This window comes from Aquidulcibacter sp., from assembly GCF_020253525.1.
In the GTDB taxonomy this organism is placed as follows: domain Bacteria; phylum Pseudomonadota; class Alphaproteobacteria; order Caulobacterales; family Aquidulcibacteraceae; genus Aquidulcibacter.
On record NZ_JADCBK010000023.1, the window covers coordinates 20,239 to 40,621 of the forward strand.

20 protein-coding genes are annotated in these 20,383 nt (G+C 56.6%); 12 read left to right on the plus strand and 8 right to left on the minus strand.

Annotated elements, in window-relative coordinates:
* Position 1 precedes the first annotated feature (1 nt).
* A complete protein-coding gene (locus IOB61_RS02930; RefSeq protein ID WP_290811924.1) occupies positions 2 to 577 on the minus strand; it encodes a flavodoxin family protein in 576 nt (191 codons plus the stop codon).
* A 140-nt stretch (positions 578 to 717) separates the two neighbouring features.
* Between IOB61_RS02930 and IOB61_RS02935 the strand changes: the two genes are divergently transcribed.
* Positions 718 to 1,629 (plus strand): LysR family transcriptional regulator, encoded by a 912-nt coding sequence (locus IOB61_RS02935; protein ID WP_290811927.1) that lies wholly within the window; start codon positions 718 to 720, stop codon positions 1,627 to 1,629.
* Here the strand turns inward: IOB61_RS02935 and IOB61_RS02940 are convergent.
* The 4 genes from IOB61_RS02940 to IOB61_RS02955 are packed head-to-tail and all read right to left on the minus strand — an operon-like array spanning position 1,626 to position 6,539.
* Positions 1,626 to 2,402, minus strand: coding sequence for an META domain-containing protein (locus IOB61_RS02940; protein WP_290811930.1), 777 nt, complete (start codon positions 2,400 to 2,402; stop codon positions 1,626 to 1,628). The two genes, IOB61_RS02935 and IOB61_RS02940, sit on opposite strands and share 4 nt — an antisense overlap.
* A 35-nt stretch (positions 2,403 to 2,437) precedes the next feature.
* Positions 2,438 to 3,355 carry an SDR family NAD(P)-dependent oxidoreductase gene (locus tag IOB61_RS02945; RefSeq protein WP_290811933.1) on the minus strand — a complete coding sequence of 306 codons (918 nt, stop codon included), beginning with the start codon at positions 3,353 to 3,355 and terminating at the stop codon, positions 2,438 to 2,440.
* A 42-nt stretch (positions 3,356 to 3,397) separates the two neighbouring features.
* Positions 3,398 to 4,672 (minus strand): MFS transporter, encoded by a 1,275-nt coding sequence (locus IOB61_RS02950; protein WP_290811936.1) that lies wholly within the window; start codon positions 4,670 to 4,672, stop codon positions 3,398 to 3,400.
* Between the two features lie 55 nt (positions 4,673 to 4,727).
* Positions 4,728 to 6,539 carry an aminopeptidase P family protein gene (locus IOB61_RS02955; protein WP_290811939.1) on the minus strand — a complete coding sequence of 604 codons (1,812 nt, stop codon included), beginning with the start codon at positions 6,537 to 6,539 and terminating at the stop codon, positions 4,728 to 4,730.
* A 160-nt stretch (positions 6,540 to 6,699) separates the two neighbouring features.
* Between IOB61_RS02955 and IOB61_RS02960 the strand changes: the two genes are divergently transcribed.
* On the plus strand, positions 6,700 to 7,821 hold the full coding sequence (locus IOB61_RS02960; RefSeq protein WP_290811942.1) for a hypothetical protein: 1,122 nt from the start codon (positions 6,700 to 6,702) through the stop codon (positions 7,819 to 7,821).
* A 5-nt stretch (positions 7,822 to 7,826) separates the two neighbouring features.
* Here the strand turns inward: IOB61_RS02960 and IOB61_RS02965 are convergent, their stop codons facing one another.
* Complete coding sequence (locus IOB61_RS02965; protein WP_290811945.1) at positions 7,827 to 8,693, minus strand: 50S ribosomal protein L11 methyltransferase; 867 nt, start codon at positions 8,691 to 8,693, stop codon at positions 7,827 to 7,829.
* Between the two features lie 131 nt (positions 8,694 to 8,824).
* On the opposite strand from IOB61_RS02965, the gene serS reads away from it, so the two are divergent.
* Complete coding sequence (serS, locus tag IOB61_RS02970; protein WP_290811949.1) at positions 8,825 to 10,111, plus strand: serine--tRNA ligase; 1,287 nt, start codon at positions 8,825 to 8,827, stop codon at positions 10,109 to 10,111.
* Here serS and IOB61_RS02975 read toward each other — a convergent pair.
* On the minus strand, positions 10,099 to 10,521 hold the full coding sequence (locus IOB61_RS02975) for a DUF1801 domain-containing protein (protein ID WP_290811952.1): 423 nt from the start codon (positions 10,519 to 10,521) through the stop codon (positions 10,099 to 10,101). The two genes, serS and IOB61_RS02975, sit on opposite strands and share 13 nt — an antisense overlap.
* Before the next feature lie 91 nt (positions 10,522 to 10,612).
* On the opposite strand from IOB61_RS02975, the gene IOB61_RS02980 reads away from it, so the two are divergent.
* From IOB61_RS02980 to IOB61_RS03000, 5 genes are all read left to right on the plus strand, one after another.
* Complete coding sequence (locus IOB61_RS02980; protein WP_290811956.1) at positions 10,613 to 11,017, plus strand: hypothetical protein; 405 nt, start codon at positions 10,613 to 10,615, stop codon at positions 11,015 to 11,017.
* 229 nt (positions 11,018 to 11,246) lie between these two features.
* A complete protein-coding gene (locus IOB61_RS02985; RefSeq protein WP_290811959.1) occupies positions 11,247 to 11,999 on the plus strand; it encodes a hypothetical protein in 753 nt (250 codons plus the stop codon).
* A gap of 133 nt (positions 12,000 to 12,132) precedes the next feature.
* Positions 12,133 to 13,419 (plus strand): cytochrome P450, encoded by a 1,287-nt coding sequence (locus IOB61_RS02990; RefSeq protein ID WP_290811962.1) that lies wholly within the window; start codon positions 12,133 to 12,135, stop codon positions 13,417 to 13,419.
* Between the two features lie 2 nt (positions 13,420 to 13,421).
* Positions 13,422 to 14,102, plus strand: a complete 681-nt coding sequence (locus IOB61_RS02995; protein ID WP_290811965.1) for a hypothetical protein — start codon at positions 13,422 to 13,424, stop codon at positions 14,100 to 14,102.
* A 5-nt stretch (positions 14,103 to 14,107) separates the two neighbouring features.
* A complete protein-coding gene (locus IOB61_RS03000; RefSeq protein WP_290811968.1) occupies positions 14,108 to 14,971 on the plus strand; it encodes an S-methyl-5'-thioadenosine phosphorylase in 864 nt (287 codons plus the stop codon).
* On the opposite strand, the gene IOB61_RS03005 is transcribed toward IOB61_RS03000, so the two are convergent.
* Positions 14,968 to 15,576: a TetR/AcrR family transcriptional regulator gene (locus tag IOB61_RS03005; RefSeq protein ID WP_290811971.1), complete on the minus strand. Its 609-nt coding sequence runs from the start codon at positions 15,574 to 15,576 to the stop codon at positions 14,968 to 14,970. The genes IOB61_RS03000 and IOB61_RS03005 overlap by 4 nt on opposite strands.
* Positions 15,577 to 15,785: 209 nt before the next feature.
* Here IOB61_RS03005 and IOB61_RS03010 point away from each other — a divergent pair, with 209 nt between their 5' ends.
* From IOB61_RS03010 to IOB61_RS03025, 4 genes are read left to right on the plus strand one after another with little or no spacing between them, the layout of a single operon-like run.
* Positions 15,786 to 16,970 (plus strand): ABC transporter permease, encoded by a 1,185-nt coding sequence (locus tag IOB61_RS03010; protein ID WP_290811973.1) that lies wholly within the window; start codon positions 15,786 to 15,788, stop codon positions 16,968 to 16,970.
* Positions 16,971 to 16,974: 4 nt separating this feature from the next.
* The gene (locus IOB61_RS03015; RefSeq protein WP_290811976.1) at positions 16,975 to 17,694 is read left to right on the plus strand and encodes an ABC transporter ATP-binding protein; all 720 of its coding nucleotides are present in this window, start codon (positions 16,975 to 16,977) and stop codon (positions 17,692 to 17,694) included.
* Between the two features lie 4 nt (positions 17,695 to 17,698).
* Entirely contained in the window at positions 17,699 to 18,982 is a 1,284-nt protein-coding gene (locus tag IOB61_RS03020; protein ID WP_290811979.1) for an efflux RND transporter periplasmic adaptor subunit, read from the plus strand.
* Positions 18,979 to 20,322 carry a TolC family protein gene (locus tag IOB61_RS03025; RefSeq protein ID WP_290811982.1) on the plus strand — a complete coding sequence of 448 codons (1,344 nt, stop codon included), beginning with the start codon at positions 18,979 to 18,981 and terminating at the stop codon, positions 20,320 to 20,322. The genes IOB61_RS03020 and IOB61_RS03025 overlap by 4 nt, the downstream gene beginning before the upstream one ends.
* Positions 20,323 to 20,383 lie beyond the last annotated feature (61 nt).

Below are 20,383 nucleotides of genomic sequence, written 5' to 3' on the forward strand. Positions count from 1 at the left end.
CTTAACCTTTCATTTTCTGTGTAATTTCCGTGATGCGCACGCCATAGAGGCGGGCAAACTCACGGTCGCCAGCTGGCGGGGTAATTTCGGGTGCCGCATTGTCAGACTGGGTGGCAACCCCAACATAATAGCCCAAACGATTGACGACGTCAGGGGCTGCATCGCTATTGCTATGTGCGCCAGGTGCGAGACCTGTGCCGACCCAGATCATGCCGTGCTGCATGGCCAAAGTCAGGATGGAATTAAGGGCATGGCCCTTATCTCCAGCAAAGCTCAAGGAATTGGTGAAGCCACCAGCCACTTTGTCTTTCCAGCCCAAGGTGAACCAGACTTTCGAACTGGCCTCAAAAAAGGCTTTCAAAGGTGCCGAGATATCGCCCATATAGGTGGGGGCACCAAAGATGATGGCGTCAGCTTGAGTGGCTGCATCCAAAATCGCGCTGAAATCTTGGGCGGCGGACTCGATCTTCAACAGCACAGCTTCACCACCGGCCTCGGTTACACCTTTGGCGACATGTTCTGCCACCACAGCCGTATGGCCATAACCCGAATGATAGATGATTGCGATTTTCGTCATGGGAGGAGACCTTTTTCTAAACCTGTCACCACAAAAGCGACAGATGTTGAAACGCCTTATGGACGAAAGTTGATTGTTCGAATACTAGGGAAAAACGAAACCGATTGTTTCGAAGTTTTAATCAGTGCAGGGTGCGACGCATGAGCCTTGATCTCGATCTTCTGACGACTTTTGCCAAAGTGGCTGAACGCGCCAGCGTCACGGCGGCCGCCCGCGATTTGAATTTGTCGAAGGCAACCGTGTCTAAGCAGATTGCAGAGCTGGAGCAAAAGCTGGGTGTGCTTCTGTTTGCCCGCACAACGCGGCTATTCTCGCTGACTGATGCGGGCCAGCGCGCTTATGCCCGGGCACAACGCATCATGGAAGAAGCTGCGGCCTTAGCAGATGAAGCCCGCGAGACCCGTGAGGTGCCGCGCGGTAATTTGAAAATCGCCGCCCCCCAAGCCTTTGCCCGCTTATGGCTAGCAGACCTTTTGCCCGAATTCATCCGTGCTTATCCCGAAATCAGCCTCGAATTCGCGGTCGATGAGCGCACAGTGGATATGGTGGCCGATAATTTTGATGTGGCGATCCGCATCGGCACGATGCCCGATTCCAGTCTACTGGCCCGCAAACTCGCCCCCGTGCGCCTGTTGACGGTAGCAGCCCCGGCCTATTGGCAAGAGCGGGGCAAGCCGCGCAGGCCAGAAGACCTCGCCATGCATTGCTGTTTTCGCTACACCAACACGCCCAATCACTCACTGTGGCGCTATGTCGACGCTGAAGGCCAAGATTTACGGGTCCGGGTCCAAGGCCCCATCACCATCAATGGCGGTGAGATTGAAATGCCCGCCCTGCGCGAGGGGCTGGGCGTCGCCTATTTGCCCGACTTTCTGGTATGCGAAGATTTGCGTGCAGGTCGGCTAGAGCGCGCGCTGGAAGATTGGCGGTCACCTGAATTGACACTCCACCTTTTAAGCCCACCCGGTCGAGGCAAGCCAAAGCGCTTGGAGGTTTTTTCTGACTTCATGATCAAGAAGTTTGGCGGGCGCACCCCGCCTTGGCATATCTAGTTGGCCGCTTCGAAGACCAATATATCTGGCGATGTGCTGGACTTGAGGGTCAATTGGTTGGCCGTCAAACTGATCTGATCGACTTTGCTGAGGGCCGCGCCAAAAGCGGCTTCAACGGCCATGGGGTCGCCCACCGCAGCCAGACACGCCCGCTCTGTCTGCATCATATTGAAGAAACGCGACTTACCTAGAGCCCGCTCATGGGTTCCTGAAAACTGGTTGCACCCGGTCGTACCGCTGATGCGATTGCCGTCAAATCTGACTTGTGGCCGCACGCTTTGCGGGTCGAGCGCCTGACCATTCAAGCGAACTAAGGTCCATGATTTGCCATAGAGGCTTGGACCGGTTTCAGCGCGCGCGCTCACAGTTTGTAGCCGCGCCAGCACTCGGCCATTGGCCGACAGGAGGCGGACTTCGCCGCCAAATTTCCGGATTTGGTGGGTGGCGCGTAAGGCTGATAGCACGTCGCGCTCCAACGCACCTGCAGGGCCCGTACAAGCCATTTTGGTCATGGCAAGCGGGCCAAACCGCGTGCTCTCGGCACCCCCGCGTACCAATTTGCCGCTGAAGCGATTACAGCCGGTCGAGCCGCTGACGCCATCTTGCGGTAGAAAGATCAATGTCGCCTTGGGCGCTTGGCCAGCGCGGTTGAGGGGGCGACCTCTCATCTCGGTCGCAACAAACTCCCCCTCCAGCACCAAAACAGGTTTGGGTGCCGCATTGGGGTGGGTGTGGCTGCCATGGCTTAGCGCGGGACTGGCGGCGAGAGCCACCAGCCCGCACAGCGCGAGCGCGAGGCCAGTCTTGCTTAGACGGGGTCCCAGGTGAAGACCCCGGCGGTGGCTTCCAGTCCCATGAATCCACCTTTCAAAGCGGGCAGTCCATGTTCGATCAGTGTTTCTGGTGTCCATCCGTCAATCCTCGATACCGAGCGAACAGGCCGTGGTTGGTCAAAGACGACCACTTCATTGCCGCGTACGCCGAATATTTGACCCGTTACATGGCTGGCGGCAGCTGAACACAGGCTGACTGCAAAGGTGGCGACCTGATCGGCGCGCATACGCGTGCGGATCCGCTCCACCCGTTGGGCGCTGGCCTCATCCTTGACAGGGATGGTGGCGATCATGCGGGTCCAGGCAAAGGGCGCAATCACATTAGAGCGCACATTTTTAAGCGCCCCTTCCATGGCGATGATGCGGGACAGGCCCGCTACACCCATTTTGGCGGCCGCATAATTGGCTTGGCCAATATTGCCGATAATGCCAGACGTGGAGGTGAAGAGGACATAGGCCCCGTCTTGTTGCTCACGGAACAATTCCACACTGGCGCGGGTGACATTGTACGCGCCGCGCAAATGCACATCGATCACCGCGTCCCAATCGGCTTCAGACATTTTGTGGAACATGCCATCGCGCAAGATGCCTGCGGGATTGATGATGGCATGCAGGCCACCAAACTCATCCTTGGCTTGCTCAATCATGCCCTTTACGGCGGCAAAATCGGTCACGGAGTCAGAATTGGCAACAGCCTGGCCACCCGCAGCCTTGATTTCGTCGGCTACCGCTTGGGCAGGGCCAACCGAGCCTTCATCGCCCCCGGTAACCGAGCCACCCAAATCATTGACAACAACTTTGGCCCCTGCTGCGGCGGCTTGCAGCGCGCATTCGCGGCCAATGCCATTGCCACCACCCGTAATCAGAATGACTTTCCCATCTAAAACGCCCATGGTCGTGCTCCCTAATTTTGTGTTTGTTTGAGATTAGCCTGATCAAGACGACTTGGTCGAGCCCTGATTTTCTGGCGCGGCATCTTCAAAGCGGTCGGCCTCGGCCAAGGGCTTAAAGAGGCGCATCCACGCCCCAGCGATCAAGACGGCACCAATGCCGCCTGCGACAACAGCTGTGACGGGGCCAAGCAGGCGGGCGGCAACACCAGATTGGAACTCGCCCATTTCATTCGACGCAGAGATGAAAACAAAGCTGATCGCCGACACCCGTCCGCGCATGGCATCGGGGGTGGCCAGTTGCACCAGCGAGGAGCGCACATAGACGGAGATCATGTCAGCCGCGCCTGCAAGCGCCAAGCAAGCTACTGAAATCCATAAGGTGGTCGATAGGCCAAAGCCCAAGGTCGCCAAGCCAAACACAAAGACCGCGCCAAACATCCAGCGCCCGACATGGCGCTCAATCGGCTTGATCGCCAAAAAGATCGAGACCACGCCCGCCCCAATTGCCCCGGCTGACCGCAACGCGCCCAGTGCCGTTGGCCCCGCATGGAGGATGTCGCGGGCAAAAACAGGCAGAAGTGCCGTCGCACCAGCCAGCAAAACGACTGCAAGATCAAGGCTGAGCGCACCCAGCACAATCTTATTGTCGCGCACATAGATCAGGCCTTCCTTGATCATGGCAAAGGTGCGCCCGCTTTCAACTTTTTCTTGCGGTGGTGCCTTGGTCCAAAATGCCAAAATCCAGCCGCAGATAAACAGGCCCAAAGCCGCGCTATAGGGCACATTGGCCCCGAAATGGAAAAGGAGACCGCCTATGGCAGGCCCAAGGATTGATCCGCCCTGAAAGCTTAAGGACATGAGCGCGATGGCTTGGGGCAATTCCTCGCGCGGGACCAAATTGGATACCATGGCGGAACTGGCTGCGGGCAAAAAGGCGTTCAGCATCCCTGTCACCATGGCAACCGCAAAAATAGCGGCAATCAAGGCATTGGGCGCAAAGCCGGATGCGGCAACCAAGGCACCTGCAATGGCCACCTTCAGCGCGATACAGCCTAGAATGATCAGGCGACGGTCAAATCGGTCCGCAGCTTGTCCACCAAATAGTGACAGGATCAGAAGGGGCACAAATTGTGACAGGCCAATCAGGCCCAAAAGAAACGCGCCTTCTTCAATCGTATCGCCCCGAGCGCGCGCAATATCATAGACCTGCCAGCCCATGGCTGTGATTTGAATTTGGGTACCCAAGGTCCAAAAGACGCGGGCGCACCAATAGCGGGCAAAAGAGGTATGTCGGAAAGGGGCTAAAGATCGGCTCACCCGTCTGTGATGGGTCAGCCGACCTTCGAGGTCAATGGATTAAAGTCGATAAGACCTAAAGCGGTGCAGTTGCCGCTTCCAGCCACGCCCGCACATCGGCTTCAACCCGTGGTCCAATCTCAGCCAGAACTTTGGCGTGATAGTGGTTCAGCCAAACGCGCTCTGCTTCGGTCAACATCTCCACCACGATCAAGCGGCGATCAATGGGGGCCAGAGTAAGCGTCTCAAAGCCCAGCATCGGCCGCTCTCCGCCCTCAATCGGGGAGGCAGGCGTCACATATTGCAGGTTTTCGGTGCGGATGCCGTAGCCATCAATCTTATAGAAGCCAGGCTCGTTTGAAACGATCATACCAGGCTCTAGCGCCACATGATTGGGTACTTTCGCGATACGGTGGGGGCCTTCATGCACACCGAGATAGGAGCCGACGCCATGGCCGGTACCATGGTCATAATCAAAGCCACCTTCCCACAGGCTCATGCGCGCCAAAGCATCCAGTGCTGAGCCGGTCGTGCCTTTTGGAAAGCGCACGCGCGACAAAGCAATATGGCCCTTCAACACACGGGTGAAGCGGTCCTTCATTTCCTCACTTGGCGTGCCCACTGCGACCGTCCGGGTTACATCGGTGGTGCCGTCGAGATATTGGCCGCCTGAATCGAGCAGGAACAAATTATTCTGATCGATTTTCCGGTTGCTTTCCACCGTGACCCGATAATGTGGGAAAGCCCCGTTCGGACCCGCGCCCGAGATGGAGTCAAAGGATAAATCCTGCAAAGCACCTGTCGCGATGCGGAACCCTTCAATGGCCTTACACACATCGATTTCAGTCAGTTTGCCCTTGGGCGCTTCCTGATCGAACCAATGCAGGAAATTGGCCAGTGCAACCCCGTCGCGCGCATGGGCCCGTTTAGAGCCTGCAATCTCCACCGCATTTTTGAGGGATCGTGGTAGGATCGTGGGGTCTTGCCCGCGAACAACCTGCGCGCCGGCCGCATGCAGCACATCAAATACATGGGCAGAAGATAGGCTGGGGTCGACCAAAACCCGCTTGCCTTTGGTTTGCTTGAGCGCTTCGACGAAATCAGGCTCGGCGCTGATCGACACTTCATTGCCCAAGAAGCCGCGCAGTTCGGGTGTCACCTTCTCAGGCTTCACAAATAATTGCGCGGTACCATCCTTGTTGAGGATCGCGCTGCCCAAAGCCAATGGCGTGCGGGTGACGTCTTTGCCACGAATATTGAACAGCCAAGCCAGAGCGGCAGGCGAGGTTAGAATGCTGGCCTCAATCCCATCGCCTGATAGTTTTTCCCCAATGCGCGAGCGCTTGGAAGCGCTACTCTCGCCCGAGAAAGTCTCCGGATGGGGGACAATTTCAGCGCTCGGTTCCGCTGGGCGGTCTTGCCATGCTTGGTCAATCGGGTTGACGCCGACCGCGACCAATTCAACGCCCGCTTGGGCTGCCGATTCTTTGAGGCGCGCCAAAGCATCTGGGGGCACAAGGCGGGGGTCATACCCAATCTTCGCACCGGCGGGTGCTTCGGCTTTGAGCCAGACGGCCGGGCCTTGATCGACAAGGTCACGTTGCTCGAACAATTCGGGTGCGGTTTGGCTAAGCGCCTGCTGGGTATAGCGCCCATCCGAGAACAAATAGGCCTTGTCCCGCAAAATGATGGCCGCACCAGCTGAGCCTGTAAAACCTGTGGCCCAGGCCAAGCGCTCGGCGCAATCGGGCAGATACTCATTCTGCCATTCATCCTCATGGGGAACAAACAGGCCATCGAGGCCCAATTGCTCCAATTGAGCTCGGATCAGGGGAAGGGCCTTGCGGCCTTGGTCAGCGCCACCGCGCACATCATAGGTTTGAAACATGTCTTGAACCTAGAGCTATGGTCGATCTCGCGCAAGGCGATGTTACTGACGGATTCACAATTTGTTTGCATCCCTTGGGTTACAAACCCCTAACTAGTCTTTGGCTGAACCAAGTTCTGGCAAAAAAAAGCACGCAAAGGCTGGGAGGTATTTCGAAAAGATGCGTGGTCTCAGAAGTCTTGAAGCCTTATACCGGACAGCCTCGACCAGTCGCGTGCTTAATCTGTTCCAAGTATATGAACAGAATAAGGAAGAGGATGACTATGCACGTCGTCCCTTCTTTCAAGATCCCACGTTAAACCGCGCCATTTATGTCAAACACCGACTGCGCTCGGATGAAACCTATCTGATGCCGCGCTCAAGCCCAGTGGCGACCAAAATCATTTTTCCCTTCGACAAAAAGACCCTGCGCGCAGGCGGTCAGTCGATTTTGATTGGGCAAACTGGCTATCAGGCCACCTTGATTGAAATGCTGGGTGGCGAACAACGCAATATGGACGAAGACTTCAGACTATTGAGTCTGTTATCGAAATTACCATCCCTTGATCCGTTCCTATTGAAAGAGACGCTGACGCGGCATGATTTTGCGCCCGCCGATTGCTATTTCGCCATGTCAAATGCCGATATTGAGCGGATGCGTACGTTCGCAGGCGAACAAATTCGCCAATTGATTACCTTAGCCTTTGGCGGTTCCAACAACCAAATGGGCCAAAGTATCAAGCGTATGGTGGATGCGATCCTGACCAAGGACACCGAGTCCCGCTTGGACCCATTGCGCATCACCTTGGGCCTCGATGGTCAGCAATTTGAAGATAGCATCTTCAGCTGGAAGGGCTTTTTGTACTTCAAATGGCAATTCAACGGCAGCATGAATAAGTTGAAGAGCCTTTCGGTGGCACTAGACCGCGTCACCCTCGAAGGTGCCATGGACAAAGTGTTGGACAATTCGATCGCAAGCCAACGCATTGCTCTGAAAAAGGCGATCCAAAAGGCAGCACGGGGCTGTGTTGCGATTTTGGGCCTCTATGATGATGCCTTTAATGACCTAGTGGAGCACGGAAATGCGGCGGCTTTCCGCAAGTTCTTGCTGGAAGCGCCCCGTCTCTTTATTGAATTGGGCCATAGCATGGGGGTGATGAGCCATATCACCAGCTTCTGGGATTATCGTTTCCCCAATCCAAACCGCCTGCATATGCAAGCGTCGGAATTCCAAGAGATGTTGAATGAATTCCTGACCAGCCTGACTGAAACCTCGTATGATGATTTAACGCGCCGGGCTTGAGGGCATTAGGTGGCGCGCACGGGCCTGCGATAGGTCAAGGTCGACCAATTTTCCTTGCGATACCGATGCTCCAACACCAGACCCCGCTGCCCATAGGCGCGGCGAATGGCGGGCTCTTGATGGGTTAATAGGCCCGACAAGACGATACGGCCACCGGGTTTCACGATGCTGGCCAAGTCTGGCGACAAGCGCACCAAGGGCTTCATCAAAATATTGGCAAACACCAGATCAAACGGGCCTTGCGACCGTATCAAGGCGCGACGTACGCCATTGGCCACATAGGTGCGAACCGTGGGGCCGACGCGGTTTAGTTTGGCATTGAGGCCAGCGATATAATTGGCGCGGGGGTCAATTTCGGTCCCGACCACAACCCGGCTACCGGTCTTGGCTGCACCAATGGCCAGGATGGCAGAGCCCGTGCCGACGTCCAAAACGCGTTGCGGGCGCTGGCCGCGTGTCAACAGTCGGTCTAGCGCTAAGAGGCAGCCGGACGTGGTTCCATGATGACCCGTCCCAAAGGCTTCGCCCGCATCAATGATGATTTCAACCGTGCCGTTTTTCGCCTTGCCGACATCATGACTGCCAACCACCATAAAGCGGCCTGCGGGCACGGGCGGTAGGCCTTCGAGCGACATCTTGACCCAATCGGCATCTTCAAGCGGGGCAATGCGGGCGTCTAAGTCTGGGTCGGCAATGGCGATGGCCCCCACACCCGCTTGGGCACCTTCGAGGGTGTAGGCATAGGCTTCCAGCTTGAACTGGCGACGCTCTAACTCCCACCAGCCGACGGCACCAAAGCCACCCAGAGCGTCGAGGAGTTTTGAAGCGCCTTCAATGGCGGCGCGCGGACCAGTGGCGAGGATCAGATACATGCCCGCGAGATAGAGGCCACAAGCGTTTTTGTCGAGGTGATCGGGCAGTCTTATCCTCTGTCTGCGCGGGTACTCTTTCAGGCGCGTCCAACGCGCGCTATCAGGAGCGCACAGCAACTTAGAGCCTAATCATGCATGACCTAAAAGCCCTCCGCGATAATCCCGCCCATTATGACGCCAGCTGGGCGCTGCGTGGTTTGTCGCCGCAAACACCTGCGATTTTAGAGATAGATAGCCGCCTGCGTACCGCCATGACCCAGCGTATGGAAGCAGAAGCCGTACGCAATTCGGCCTCTAAAGCCATTGGTGCGGCGAAAGCCCAAAAGAATGAGGCCGAAGCTGCCCGTCTGATGGCCGCAGTGGCCGAAGCGAAGGCCACGATTGAACAATCCAGTCAGATCGAAGCTGTCGCGCAAGCAGAACTCGATGCCATCATCCAAGCTCTGCCTAACCTGCCTGACCTTGGGGTTCCCCAAGGCGAGGACGAGACGGGCAATGTGGTGGTCAAGCAGTGGGGCACCCCACCGCAATTCTCCTTTGTCCCGAAGGACCATGTTGCACTCGGCGAAGCGCTGGGCGGCATGGATTTTGAAGGCGCAGCGCGCATTTCAGGGTCGCGCTTTGTGGTCTTGAGTGGGCAAGTGGCCCGTCTTGAACGCGCATTGGGCCAATTCATGCTGGACCACCACACAGAGCACAATGGCTATCAAGAGACCAATGCCCCGGTTTTGGTGCGCGACCATGCTTTGTTTGGAACCGGTCAACTTCCCAAATTTGAAGAAGATTTGTTCAAGACCACCGATGGGCGCTATTTGATCCCAACCTCGGAAGTCTCGTTGACCAATCTGGTGCGCGAACAAATCCTTGAGGAAGAGCGCCTACCAATCCGCATGACGGCCCTATCCCCCTGTTTCCGCTCTGAAGCGGGCAGTGCGGGTCGCGATACGCGTGGCATGATCCGCCAGCATCAGTTCTGGAAAGTCGAATTGGTCTCCATCACGACGCCAGAAACCTCTGCCGCCGAACATGAGCGGATGACCACATGCGCTGAGGGTATTTTGGAAGCCTTGAAGCTGCCCTATCGCAGGATGCTGTTATGTTCGGGCGACATGGGGTTTTCTGCCCAGCGCACCTATGACTTAGAAGTGTGGCTGCCCGGTCAGAATGATGGCACCGGGGCGTATCGCGAGATTTCGTCTTGTTCCAATTGTGGTGATTTCCAAGCCCGCCGCATGGATGCCCGTACCCGCGCGAAAGGCGAGAAGGCGACACGCTTTGTCCACACGCTGAATGGGTCAGGTCTGGCCATTGGACGGACCTTGGTGGCGGTCTTGGAGAATTACCAGCAAGAAGATGGCACCATTCGCGTACCCGATGTGTTGGTGCCCTATATGGGCGGGCTTACTCAATTGGGATAGGCTCTGGCCATTTCCTGATAGCTATCGGTCACCAGTTCTTCGAGCACGCCAAGATCAACATCGCTTAATTTGTTGATATAGAGGCAGCCCTTGCCGGTGCTGTGTTTGCCAAGCCGCGCGAGTAGCGGGCCTGCGCCAACCGATTCAAGTTTGAGGTAGCAGACAAGCTTGGCTTTGCGCGGGGAGAAGGCCACGCGCGGGGCATTGCCTTCGTGACCGCTTTCATACCGATAGTGGTACGATCCAAAGCCAATAATGGATGGGCCCCACATAACGGGGGGTTGACCCGTTACCCGCGCGAACAGATCGATCAAGGCTTCGCCTTCAATTACCCGATTTGGTGCGTCGAGTTCTGCAAGAAAAGCCGCCACACTTTTGGGTTCGGGCTTGGTTTTGTTCGCGCTGGCCAACCTTACGCACTCCTGTTGGAAGAAATTTTACGATTAACAAATATACAGGAAATTGACCAAAGATCATCACGTTCCTTTCGAGGCTATGCCTATGTATGATATCGTCTTTTATATTTCGGCTGGGACGCTTGCTTTTGGGGCCGGTCTTGGCGTTAAGGGCATGCTTGATCCAATGTGGGCAGGCAGGCTCGTCCGTTTGCAGCCTGAAAATGGTCAGCCAGAGGGCTATGCTGAGTTTCGTGCAACCTTTGGCGGCATGTTTTTGGGCCTCCATCTGGCAGCGCTAGCCTTCATGGTTTTCTGGGGCGAGGAGGCCGGGGTTGCAGCCTGTTCCGTCTTGGCAGCTGGCTGGTGGTTTACCGCTCTCGGCCGCTATTTGTCCTACAGCATGGATAGCAACACCCAGCACAGCCACGTCGTGCGATCAGTCGCGATTGAGGTTATTATCGGCCTCGCCATCGCCGTGTGGCCAATCACAACGCTGTTGCGCCTCTAAAGCGAAAAAAGGGTCTGCCTTGTCAAAGGCTCACGCTACCTAAACGTTAAACTTCAGAAACTTACCTCTTTGTAATTGGCAATCCGCCGCAACTATCCCTATGTCCCGCTTGAAGCGCGGCGGGGGTCGCCCAAACTGTCGGCTAGAAACGACAGCGGGTCTTGCACCTTTCAAAGCCGCAGATTGGGCGTCGCGATATTGGCGGCGCATCTGGGAAAAGGGTTGTTTGATGTCTTATTTTACCAACGCATTTGGACGCACATTGGTTTTGGCCTTAGGCATGGCTGCAGCTGTGGCGGGCCCCTCTTATGCCGACCGCACCGCCACACAAAATGAGCGCACGCCTGCGGGCAAGCTGTTGCAAATGCCGTTGATCGATTTTGTATTCGAAGCCAAATTGATTAGCACCAAGCAAGCTGGCGACGTGCTGAAGACGGGCGATGTGATCGGCCAGTTTGAAGTGGGCGTTACCCAAACTGCGCGCTTGAAGGTCGATACGCTTGCGCGGCGTCCGGCTTACCCACGTTCGGTGCCTGCTGGCACGATCTTATTCCAAGTCAATCTGGATAATGGCGTTGCGTTTTGTGCACCCTTATGGCCCGATCAAGGTGTGCGCCGGTCCCAGTGTTTCCGCGACCTCAATAATGATGGGGTGTTTGATGCAGGCTATATCACGGACTACATCAGCCGGGGCAAGAATATCTATGGCGGTCGTCTGCAGGGCCTCTCGCCCATGCCGCAAACCCCGTATGAGCTGACGTCTGGCAATCTGATAGAGCCCGAACCCGCCGAATTGGTTGTCAGCAGCATTCTGGGCAATACCATTCGCTTTGATTACAAGCTGAATGGCGTCAAGCTGACGGAGAAGGAATGCGCGATCAATAGCGATCAGCCGTGCCGTTTGTTGAACCAGGATTATCGGTTCGAGGCCCATGCCGGCGGCGTTAGGATCAAGGCTGCGGAGAGCCTATCGGCCTCTTAAGCGATGCAAAGACACCACCAATAGGTGGCCATCACATCAAAATTGTCTGCATGCCCTTGACCGCTGCAACCTGACCGTCACAACGTTCCCTCAACAAGCCCGTTCTCATGAGGCTGTTGAGGGAGCATAAGTGATGTCTGCTGATCCGATCCTACCCGATGAATTATCGCGGGCGGTGGTTAGTCCAAAGACTTATGCCAACCAAGCCATGATGGACGAAACCTTCGCGAAAATTCGTGCCGATTATCCCCTTGCCAAGACCCAATTGCCAGACTTTGAGCCCTTTTGGTTTGTGTCCAAACACGCCGATATTCTTGAAATCAGTCGCCAGAATGATGTGTTCTTAAGTGGGGAAATGCCAACCACGCTGACCACCAAGTCTGTGGATCAGAAGGTGCGCCAACAAACAGGCGGCTCGCCCCATTTAATTCGCACCTTGGTGCAGATGGATGCGCCAGATCATCCAAAGTTTCGCCACATGACCCAAGCCTGGTTCATGCCGCAGAATTTGCGCAAGCTTGAAGATCAAATCCGCAAAATTGCCCGCATCTATGTCGATAAGATGGCGCGCATGGGCGGCCAGTGCGACTTCTTGAATGATATCGCGCTGTTCTTCCCGTTGCGGGTAATTATGGAAATTCTGGGCGTGCCCGAAGTGGATGAGCCCCGCATGCTGAAGCTCACCCAAGAATTATTTGGTGCCCAAGACCCCGAAATGAATCGTTCGGGCGGTGAGCTGGAGGATGAGCAAAAGGCCTTGGCCGACATTCAGGCCGTCCTGATGGACTTCTTTATGTATTTCAACCAAATCACCGAAGCGCGCCGGGCTAATCCAACCGAAGATGTGGCCACCGTAATTGCCAATGCCACGATGGATGGGCAGCCGATCGGTGCGTTTGAAGCGGTGAGCTATTACACCATCATTGCTACGGCGGGTCACGACACCACCTCGTCCTCAACGGCTGCTGGCCTTTATGGCTTGATCCAAAATCCAGACCAATTGGCGGCAGTTCAAAATGATTTGGATCTGATCCATGGCTTGGTCGATGAATCGATCCGATGGGCTACACCTGTGCGGCATTTCATGCGCTCGGCGACTAAGAACTATGACTTGCGTGGCCAAACCATCCAAAAGGGTGACTGGCTGATGCTGTCCTATCCCTCAGGCAATCGCGACGAGGAAGTGTTCGACGATCCGTATGCATTTCGGATTAATCGCACCCCAAACAAGCATTTAGCCTTTGGCTATGGGGCGCATTTGTGCTTAGGCCAACATTTGGCCAAGCTGGAGATGCGGATATTCTGGGAAGAATTGCTGCCACGCCTCAAATCCGTCGAATTTGCAGGCGAACCCAAGCTTTCGGAAGCCAATTTTGTTGGTGGGCTTAAAAACCTACCCATCCGCTATGTAATGGACTGATCATGCGTTTTGCACCTTTTGCGATTATTCTCACGTTGGCAGCGGGGCCAGGCCAAGGCGCTTTTGCCCAGGCTCAAGATCCGGTGCCCGCGGCGGCCCCCGAAACGCCTCTGCCCGAAGTAACGGTGAATCTTGGCCGCAAGACATCTTCAACGCCGTTGATTGCCCCCCTTGAGACCAAGCAATTTGAGTTGCCGCAAGACTTTAGCCCAAATGCAGCGACGGCTGCTCCATCAGAGGCAAGCGTGCCCGATCTCTCCAGCCCAGCGATAGCCATGCCACCTGCTGCCCCGCGTGGTCCGCTGACGCCTGCCGAAATCGCGCGCGAGATTGCCCCAAATTTTGACGTGACCAAGGACTATACACGCTTGGTGCAGTGTTATGGCACGGCGGACTTCATGGGGGCGATCACCCGTATTCAGGCCAGTCGCCCCGGTGCGCCTCAACAAGTTATTGGCGTAGCGCGCGAAATCATGGCCTTAAGCGATGCCATGCAGCCCATGGTATTGGCTGCCTCGACCGTGCGGGGCGAGCCCCGTTTTCGTGCCGATTATGATGCCTTTGCCCGCCAAGGCCAGCGCGAGCTGGCAAGCGCCAAAAATCCAAATGCGGTTATGCAGCGTCGTCTCGCGACTTTAGAGGCTTGCCGCCGTGACGTCACACGCTGGCGCAAAGAAGGTTAAACGCGATGTCCGATTGGGTTTTGGGTGTGATTGGTGGCTCGGGGCTATATGATATTCCGGGTCTCTCGGGTGAATGGCGGACCATTGAGAGCCCGTGGGGTGCGCCATCGGATCAAATTTTTGATGCGGAATTAGATGGCCAACGGGTGGTATTCCTGCCGCGCCATGGTCGCGGGCATCGTATTTCGCCCTCCGAACTCAATAGTCGCGCCAATATCGACGTGTTGAAGCGGGCAGGGGTGACCGATGTTTTGTCCATCTCTGCCGTGGGCTCGCTGAAGCAAGAGCTGCCACCCGGGCATTTTGTTGTGGTCGATCAATTTATCGACCGCACCTTTGCGCGGCCCAAGAGCTTTTTTGGCACGGGGCTTGTCGCCCATGTGTCGGTAGCCCACCCCATCTGCCCGCGCTTAGCAGGGCTTGCAGCACAGGCCGCGCGTCGCTCTGGCGCAGAAGTGACCGAGGGCGGGACCTATCTGGTGATGGAAGGTCCACAATTTTCGACTTTGGCCGAAAGCAATCTTTATCGATCTTGGGGCTGTTCGGTCATTGGCATGACCAATATGCCCGAAGCCAAACTCGCCCGCGAGGCAGAGCTTCCCTATGCGTCGGTCTGTATGGTGACCGATTATGATTGCTGGAATGAAGACCATGCCGCGGTAGAAGTCTCAGCCATTCTGGAAGTCATGCACGCCAATTCAACCAAGGCCAAAGCTATGGTGGCTGATTTAGCGCGCGCCCTCAAATCCATCGAGCGGACGCCTTCTCCGATTGATACCTGCTTGGACTTTGCCTTGATCACGGCTCCAGAAGCGCGCGATCCGGCCCTATTGGCGAAGTTATCGGCAGTTGCCGGACGCGTGCTTTAATTTTTTCCCCAGCCGCGCAAGAAAACGCGGACACAGGATTTTACAAACTGGGTCAGCTCATCCTCGTCGACGCCTTGGGTGACCCCCAATTCCTGCTTGTAGCGGAACTCTCCCTGCACCATGGCGATATATTGCACCGCGGCCATATAGGGCTGGTCGCAGGCAATCTCACCGCGCTTGTCGGCAATGGTCAGCACGTCTGCCAAAGTCATGGTCGAGTGATGCACCACGCGCTCGTAAAAGGTGCGCGGCAGTTCGGGGCGGGTTGCGAGGGCCTGCATCATAACCCCATGCAGGGCTGAGATTTCGGGGTTCAGCATCATTTTGATGAAATCGATGCCCAACCGCTCCAGAGTTTCGGCCAAGGGCTTACCTGCCTCAACTTCCAGCATGGCCTGCTGATAAATTGGGCTGCAACCCACGCTCATGGCCGTCACAAACAACTGATCCTTTGACTTATACTTTGCGTATAGAGTTACCTTAGATACGCCAGCGCGCGCCGCCAAAGCGTCCATGCTGATGCGGTCATAGGGGCTTTCTAAGAAGGCGTTTTTGGCGGCTTCGAGGATTTTGGCCTCCTTGGCCAAATCGACAGGGCGGCCCATGCGCGCAGAGCTAGTCTGGCCCAGTGTTGGTTCTTCAGAATTTTTTTGTTCCGAGTCTCTTGACATACTGAACCGTTCAGTTAATTAGTGACGTACTTATTGAACTTAACAGTTCGGTTCAGAAATTGCCAGTACCCGGCGGCGTTTTTTTAGATGGGTACGGTCACGGCAAAGCTGACGAACCCGAACCAAACCTTAGAAGCAGTCTTATGGCATCACTTAATTCTCAATCCGGGCCGCAGTCCTTTCTGGGTATGATTGGCATTGCGCTCAAAATGCTGATGGGCGACCCGGTGAAATATTTTGGATTGGTGTTTGGGATTGGCTTTTCCACCTTGCTGATGAGCCAGCAGGCCTCGATCTTTGTGGGTCTTTTGACATGGGGGGCCAATCCGGTTCTCGACGTTCGCCAAGCCCAAATCTGGGTGATGGACCCACGGGTGAAACAGCCCGACCAAGGCCAGCCGATCAGCGACCAAAGCCTGTACCGCGTCCGTTCGGTGGATGGCGTGGCGTGGGCGGTGCCCTATGCGCGGTCGGCCGCAACGGTCAAAACCATGCAGGGCAATATTGCCGCGATCACTTTGGTTGGTGTCGATAATCAGTCCATGGTGGGCCTGCCGGAAGAGAATTTGGCCAATAGCATGGCAGCGATCCGGGGGCGCAATGCGGCCATCCTTGATGGCAATAAAACCAATCTGATCTGGGCCGATGGGCGCGACCCAGTCGGCGAAGTTGTCGAAATCAACGATAATCGCGTCGTGGTAACCGGGCTGACCAGTTCGCTTGCGAATTTCAGCGGCCTGCCCACGCTATACATGAAATATTCCGATGCGATTGCGATTACCCCGCCAGAGCGCAACAAGCTTTCCTTCGTCCTGGTTTCGGCGAAGCCTGGCGTTGAACCAGAGGCTTTGGCCAAACGGATCACAGAGGTTACCGGCCTCAAAGCGCTGACGCGGCAGCAATTTGCGGCAGCTGGTACGCAATTCATCATTGAGAATACCGGCATCCCCATCTCGTTTGGGGCCGCCATCGGCCTCGGTATCCTTGTGGCGGTGGTGATCACCGCTTTGACGCTGGCGATGTTTGTGGCTGAGAACCTCAAGAATTTCGGGGCCCTCAAGGCCATTGGTGTCACCAATCAGCAAATTTTGGTCATGGTCTTAAGCCAAGCCATGCTGGTGGGCTTCATCGGCTATGGCATTGGCATCGGGGGTACCGCCGCCTTCCTCTATTTTGGTCAAGCCGACCCCAGCCTGCGCGGCTTTAAAGCCTTGGGCGAGATTGTTGGTGGCAGCGCCCTCTTGGTGATGGCGATTGTCCTGGGCTCTGCCTATGCCAGCGTGCGTAAAGTTCTAAAGCTCGATCCTGCCATCGTGTTTAGGGGGTAAGCACATGTCGATAATTTCCCCTCAAGCTGCCGTCATTGATCAGGTCATCAAGGAATTTCCCAGTGGCAATGATGTGATCCGCGTTCTCCATGGTATTTCGCTGGGCATTGATTACGGCAAAATGACCATGTTGGTTGGTCCCTCTGGCTGCGGCAAGACGACGGTTTTGTCCATCCTGTCGGGCACGCTGTCGGCCACTTCCGGCACGGTCACCGTGATGAATGAGCGTCTGGACCGCTTGAAGAATGATGATCTGGTGCGGTTTCGCCGGCGCAAGATCGGCTTTATCTTCCAGCAATATAATCTCATTCCCACCCTGAATGTGGCTGAAAATGCCGCTATTCCGCTGATCTCTGACGGTGTGGCTTGGGAAGACGCGCTTGCCCAATCTGGTCGGATGCTCGACCATTTGGGGCTTGGCCCGCACAAAGCGAAATACCCGCGCCAATTGTCTGGCGGGCAACAGCAACGTGTCGCCATTGCACGTGCCCTGTCGCACAATCCGGCTCTGGTGGTGTGTGATGAGCCCACAGCCGCCCTCGATGCTGCCTCAGGACAGGCCGTGATGGCTTTGCTGGATGAAGCCGCAGACGACCCCAATCGCGCGGTTCTAGTCGTGACCCATGACGACCGCATTTTTTCCTTCGCCGATCGCATCATCCGCATGGAAGATGGACGTGTGATCGACGATGGCCTCACCCAATCCCTCCCCCAAAAGGTCTAAGAAGATGAAAGTCACTCCCCAACTCTTGCGCCGCCTCATTCTGCCGATTGGTGCGACCGGCTTGATCGCTTTTGCGGTTTTGACCCTGTCGCCACCCGATAAGGCCGGTGCCGCGCCACCCGCACCGCCAGCCACCGCACCAGCGGATCAAGATTCGGTGGTGGCCGCCCTTGGTGTGATCGAGCCCTCAAGCGAAGTGATCGCGGTTGGGTCTGAATTGTCAGGCGTTGTGCGCGAGGTCTTTGTAAAGCCCGGCGATCAAGTGGCCGCAGGCGCACCCTTGTTCCGTCTCGATGGGCGTGCCTTGGGTGCCAGTCTGGAAGCACAATTGGCAGCCGCCCAGCAGGCGCGCGCAAATAGTGCGGCAAGTGCCAGCCGCGTTCCGTCCTTACAAGCCAATGCGGCCAATGCCGCAGCAGGCATTTCCCAAGCTGAGGCCGGCGTCACAACAGCACGTGGTACCCTCACGCAGGCCGAAGGGCGCTTGGCCAATGCACAGGCAGCAGCCGACGCAGCCCGCCTTGCCCTTGCCGATGCGCAAGCCCGCTTAGGCCTGTTTGCCACGATTTCCGATCCGCGCGCGGTTTCAACCGATGAGAGAGATCGCGCTAAATTCGCGATGGAACGGGCAAAAGCCGCCTATGATCAAGCCCGTGGGGCCGTCTTGGAGGCTGAAGGCGGGCTGACTGCCGCGCGTGGTGGCCTTGCCGATGCGCAAGCCCGTTTAGCGGCCGCAAAAGCCTCAAGCGCCAGTGCCAAAGCTTCCATCACCGAAGGCCAACAAGCAGCTTTGGCCGCGCAAGCCGGGGCAGCCCAAGCCGCTGCCCAAGCCAAAGTGGTTTCCACTGACCTCGATCGATTGACGGTACGTGCCCCGATTGCAGGCCAAGTCCTGCGTCTGAATATTCGGGTGGGGGAGTTTGCCAGTGCCGGGACCTTGGCAGAACCGCTCGTCGCCATGGGTGCGGTTAATCCCATGCATGTACGGGTGCAGATTGACGAAGAAGATGCCGCCCGTATCGCCGCCGGTGCACCCGCCCAAGCAAGCCTGCGCGGGGATGCTTCCAAACGTATCCCCCTAACCTTTGTGCGGTTTGAACCTCAAGCCATGCCGAAGAAGAACCTCAATGGCGGGGCAGAGCGGGTGGATACCCGCGTCGTGGAAGCGATTTATGCCTTTAATCCCACGGGGATTCAGGCCTTCGTTGGTCAGCAAATGGATGTCTTCGTCACGGCTAAACCAATTGCGCGGGCCGCAGCTCCGAAAAAGACAGGGGATGCGAAATGAGCCGCTCTCGTTTTGGGGCTTTGGCCAGTTTAATGGCGGTTAGCCTTGTGCTGTCAGGCTGTGCAACGGCCTCTGGCGCACAAATTGAGGCTGAAACCCGCGCAAGCCTTCCCTCCGCCTGGCAGGAAGCCGCCCGTTTGCCAGATGTGGTAACCAGTCAAGATGCCGTTTTGAAGGAATTATTCTACCGGGTACAGGTGGGGCCAGACCTCGCCCTTGCCCAAAGCCGTCTGAAAGAGGCAGAGGCGCGCTTAATGGTCGCCCGGGCCGGGCTCTTGCCGTCTCTTAGCCTGGGTGGCAGTCAAACCAGGACCGAAATTGATGGCGGCAAAGCGAGCTTGGAGAAGGTTGGCAGCGCCACCTTGGCTATCCCCTTAGACGTGTTTGGTGCCAATCGTGCGCGGGCAGGGGCCAGTAAAGCCCGCTTACAGGCCGCCCGTTTGGATGCACAACGGGTTGCAAGTGCCACCCGTACCAATCTGGCCCAATTGTACATCGCCTATCGCGCTGCCCAAGCCCAAGTCGCCGTAACACAGGCCAATTTGGCCAGTGCGGAGGACAGTTTAAGCCTTGCTAAAGCGCGCCAAGCAGCTGGGTTAGAGACAGGTCTTGGTGTGGCCCAAGCCACCAGCAATCGCGATGCGATTGCCGCGCGCTTACCCAGCTTTCTACAAGCCCAAACGGCTGCCCGCCTTGGTCTGGAAGCTTTGATCGGCGACAGGCCCGGCAGTTTAGCCGGTTTACTGCAACCAATCGCCCCAATCCCGCAGCTTGATTCCCGGCAAGCTGTTGTAGCCCCACAAATCTGGCTCGACACGCGTCCCGATCTGGTCGCAGCCCAACAGCGTTTGCGCGCCGCAGGGCTAGATGCCCGCGCTGCCCTGCGTGACCGCCTGCCAAATCTTTCGATCACCGCCCTTGGTCTGGAAACCGATCTTGGCCAAGGCGTGTCTGTCCCTTCCAACAGCGTGGCGGGGAATGTGGCCATGACGCTGTTTGACTTTGGGCGTTTGCGCGGCTTGGCAAAAGCTGCTGGCGCACAAGCTGAGACCGAGGCCTTGCTCTATCAACAAAGCGTCTTGCAGGCCATGGCCGATCTGGAAACTCAAGCCTCGGCTGTTCGCCAAGGTGAGCGTAGTGCCCAAGCCCAGGCCGCCAATGTTGCCTCAGCGGCTGATCAGGCGCGATTGGCCCGTGTTCGCTATACGTCGGGCCTGTCGGGCTTTTTAGACGTGCTGACGGCAGAGCGCGCCGCCTATGAGGCCCAGAGCGCGGAAGTGACCGCTAAGGCAGAGGCAGCGCGTGCACAATTTGCCTTTGCTTTGGCGCTTGGACTTTAGGGATTGGCGCTTAGTCTTCACTTCTCCGCGAGTCGCCTTAGTAACTTGGCGATTGGGTGCG

What these genes read in the sequence shown, in the direction of transcription:
- IOB61_RS02980 (WP_290811956.1), top strand. Translation starts at nt 10,613, where the DNA reads ATGTATGATATCGTCTTTTATATTTCGGCTGGGACGCTTGCTTTTGGG.
- IOB61_RS03020 (WP_290811979.1), top strand. Translation starts at nt 17,699, where the DNA reads ATGAAAGTCACTCCCCAACTCTTGCGCCGCCTCATTCTGCCGATTGGT.
- IOB61_RS03025 (WP_290811982.1), top strand. Translation starts at nt 18,979, where the DNA reads ATGAGCCGCTCTCGTTTTGGGGCTTTGGCCAGTTTAATGGCGGTTAGC.
- IOB61_RS02935 (WP_290811927.1), top strand. Translation starts at nt 718, where the DNA reads ATGAGCCTTGATCTCGATCTTCTGACGACTTTTGCCAAAGTGGCTGAA.
- IOB61_RS02955 (WP_290811939.1), bottom strand. Translation starts at nt 6,539, where the DNA reads ATGTTTCAAACCTATGATGTGCGCGGTGGCGCTGACCAAGGCCGCAAG.
- IOB61_RS02995 (WP_290811965.1), top strand. Translation starts at nt 13,422, where the DNA reads ATGCGTTTTGCACCTTTTGCGATTATTCTCACGTTGGCAGCGGGGCCA.
- IOB61_RS03010 (WP_290811973.1), top strand. Translation starts at nt 15,786, where the DNA reads ATGGCATCACTTAATTCTCAATCCGGGCCGCAGTCCTTTCTGGGTATG.
- serS (WP_290811949.1), top strand. Translation starts at nt 8,825, where the DNA reads ATGCATGACCTAAAAGCCCTCCGCGATAATCCCGCCCATTATGACGCC.
- IOB61_RS02985 (WP_290811959.1), top strand. Translation starts at nt 11,247, where the DNA reads ATGTCTTATTTTACCAACGCATTTGGACGCACATTGGTTTTGGCCTTA.
- IOB61_RS02960 (WP_290811942.1), top strand. Translation starts at nt 6,700, where the DNA reads ATGCGTGGTCTCAGAAGTCTTGAAGCCTTATACCGGACAGCCTCGACC.
- IOB61_RS02965 (WP_290811945.1), bottom strand. Translation starts at nt 8,693, where the DNA reads ATGTATCTGATCCTCGCCACTGGTCCGCGCGCCGCCATTGAAGGCGCT.
- IOB61_RS02945 (WP_290811933.1), bottom strand. Translation starts at nt 3,355, where the DNA reads ATGGGCGTTTTAGATGGGAAAGTCATTCTGATTACGGGTGGTGGCAAT.
- IOB61_RS03005 (WP_290811971.1), bottom strand. Translation starts at nt 15,576, where the DNA reads ATGGGCCGCCCTGTCGATTTGGCCAAGGAGGCCAAAATCCTCGAAGCC.
- IOB61_RS02990 (WP_290811962.1), top strand. Translation starts at nt 12,133, where the DNA reads ATGTCTGCTGATCCGATCCTACCCGATGAATTATCGCGGGCGGTGGTT.
- IOB61_RS03015 (WP_290811976.1), top strand. Translation starts at nt 16,975, where the DNA reads ATGTCGATAATTTCCCCTCAAGCTGCCGTCATTGATCAGGTCATCAAG.
- IOB61_RS03000 (WP_290811968.1), top strand. Translation starts at nt 14,108, where the DNA reads ATGTCCGATTGGGTTTTGGGTGTGATTGGTGGCTCGGGGCTATATGAT.
- IOB61_RS02930 (WP_290811924.1), bottom strand. Translation starts at nt 577, where the DNA reads ATGACGAAAATCGCAATCATCTATCATTCGGGTTATGGCCATACGGCT.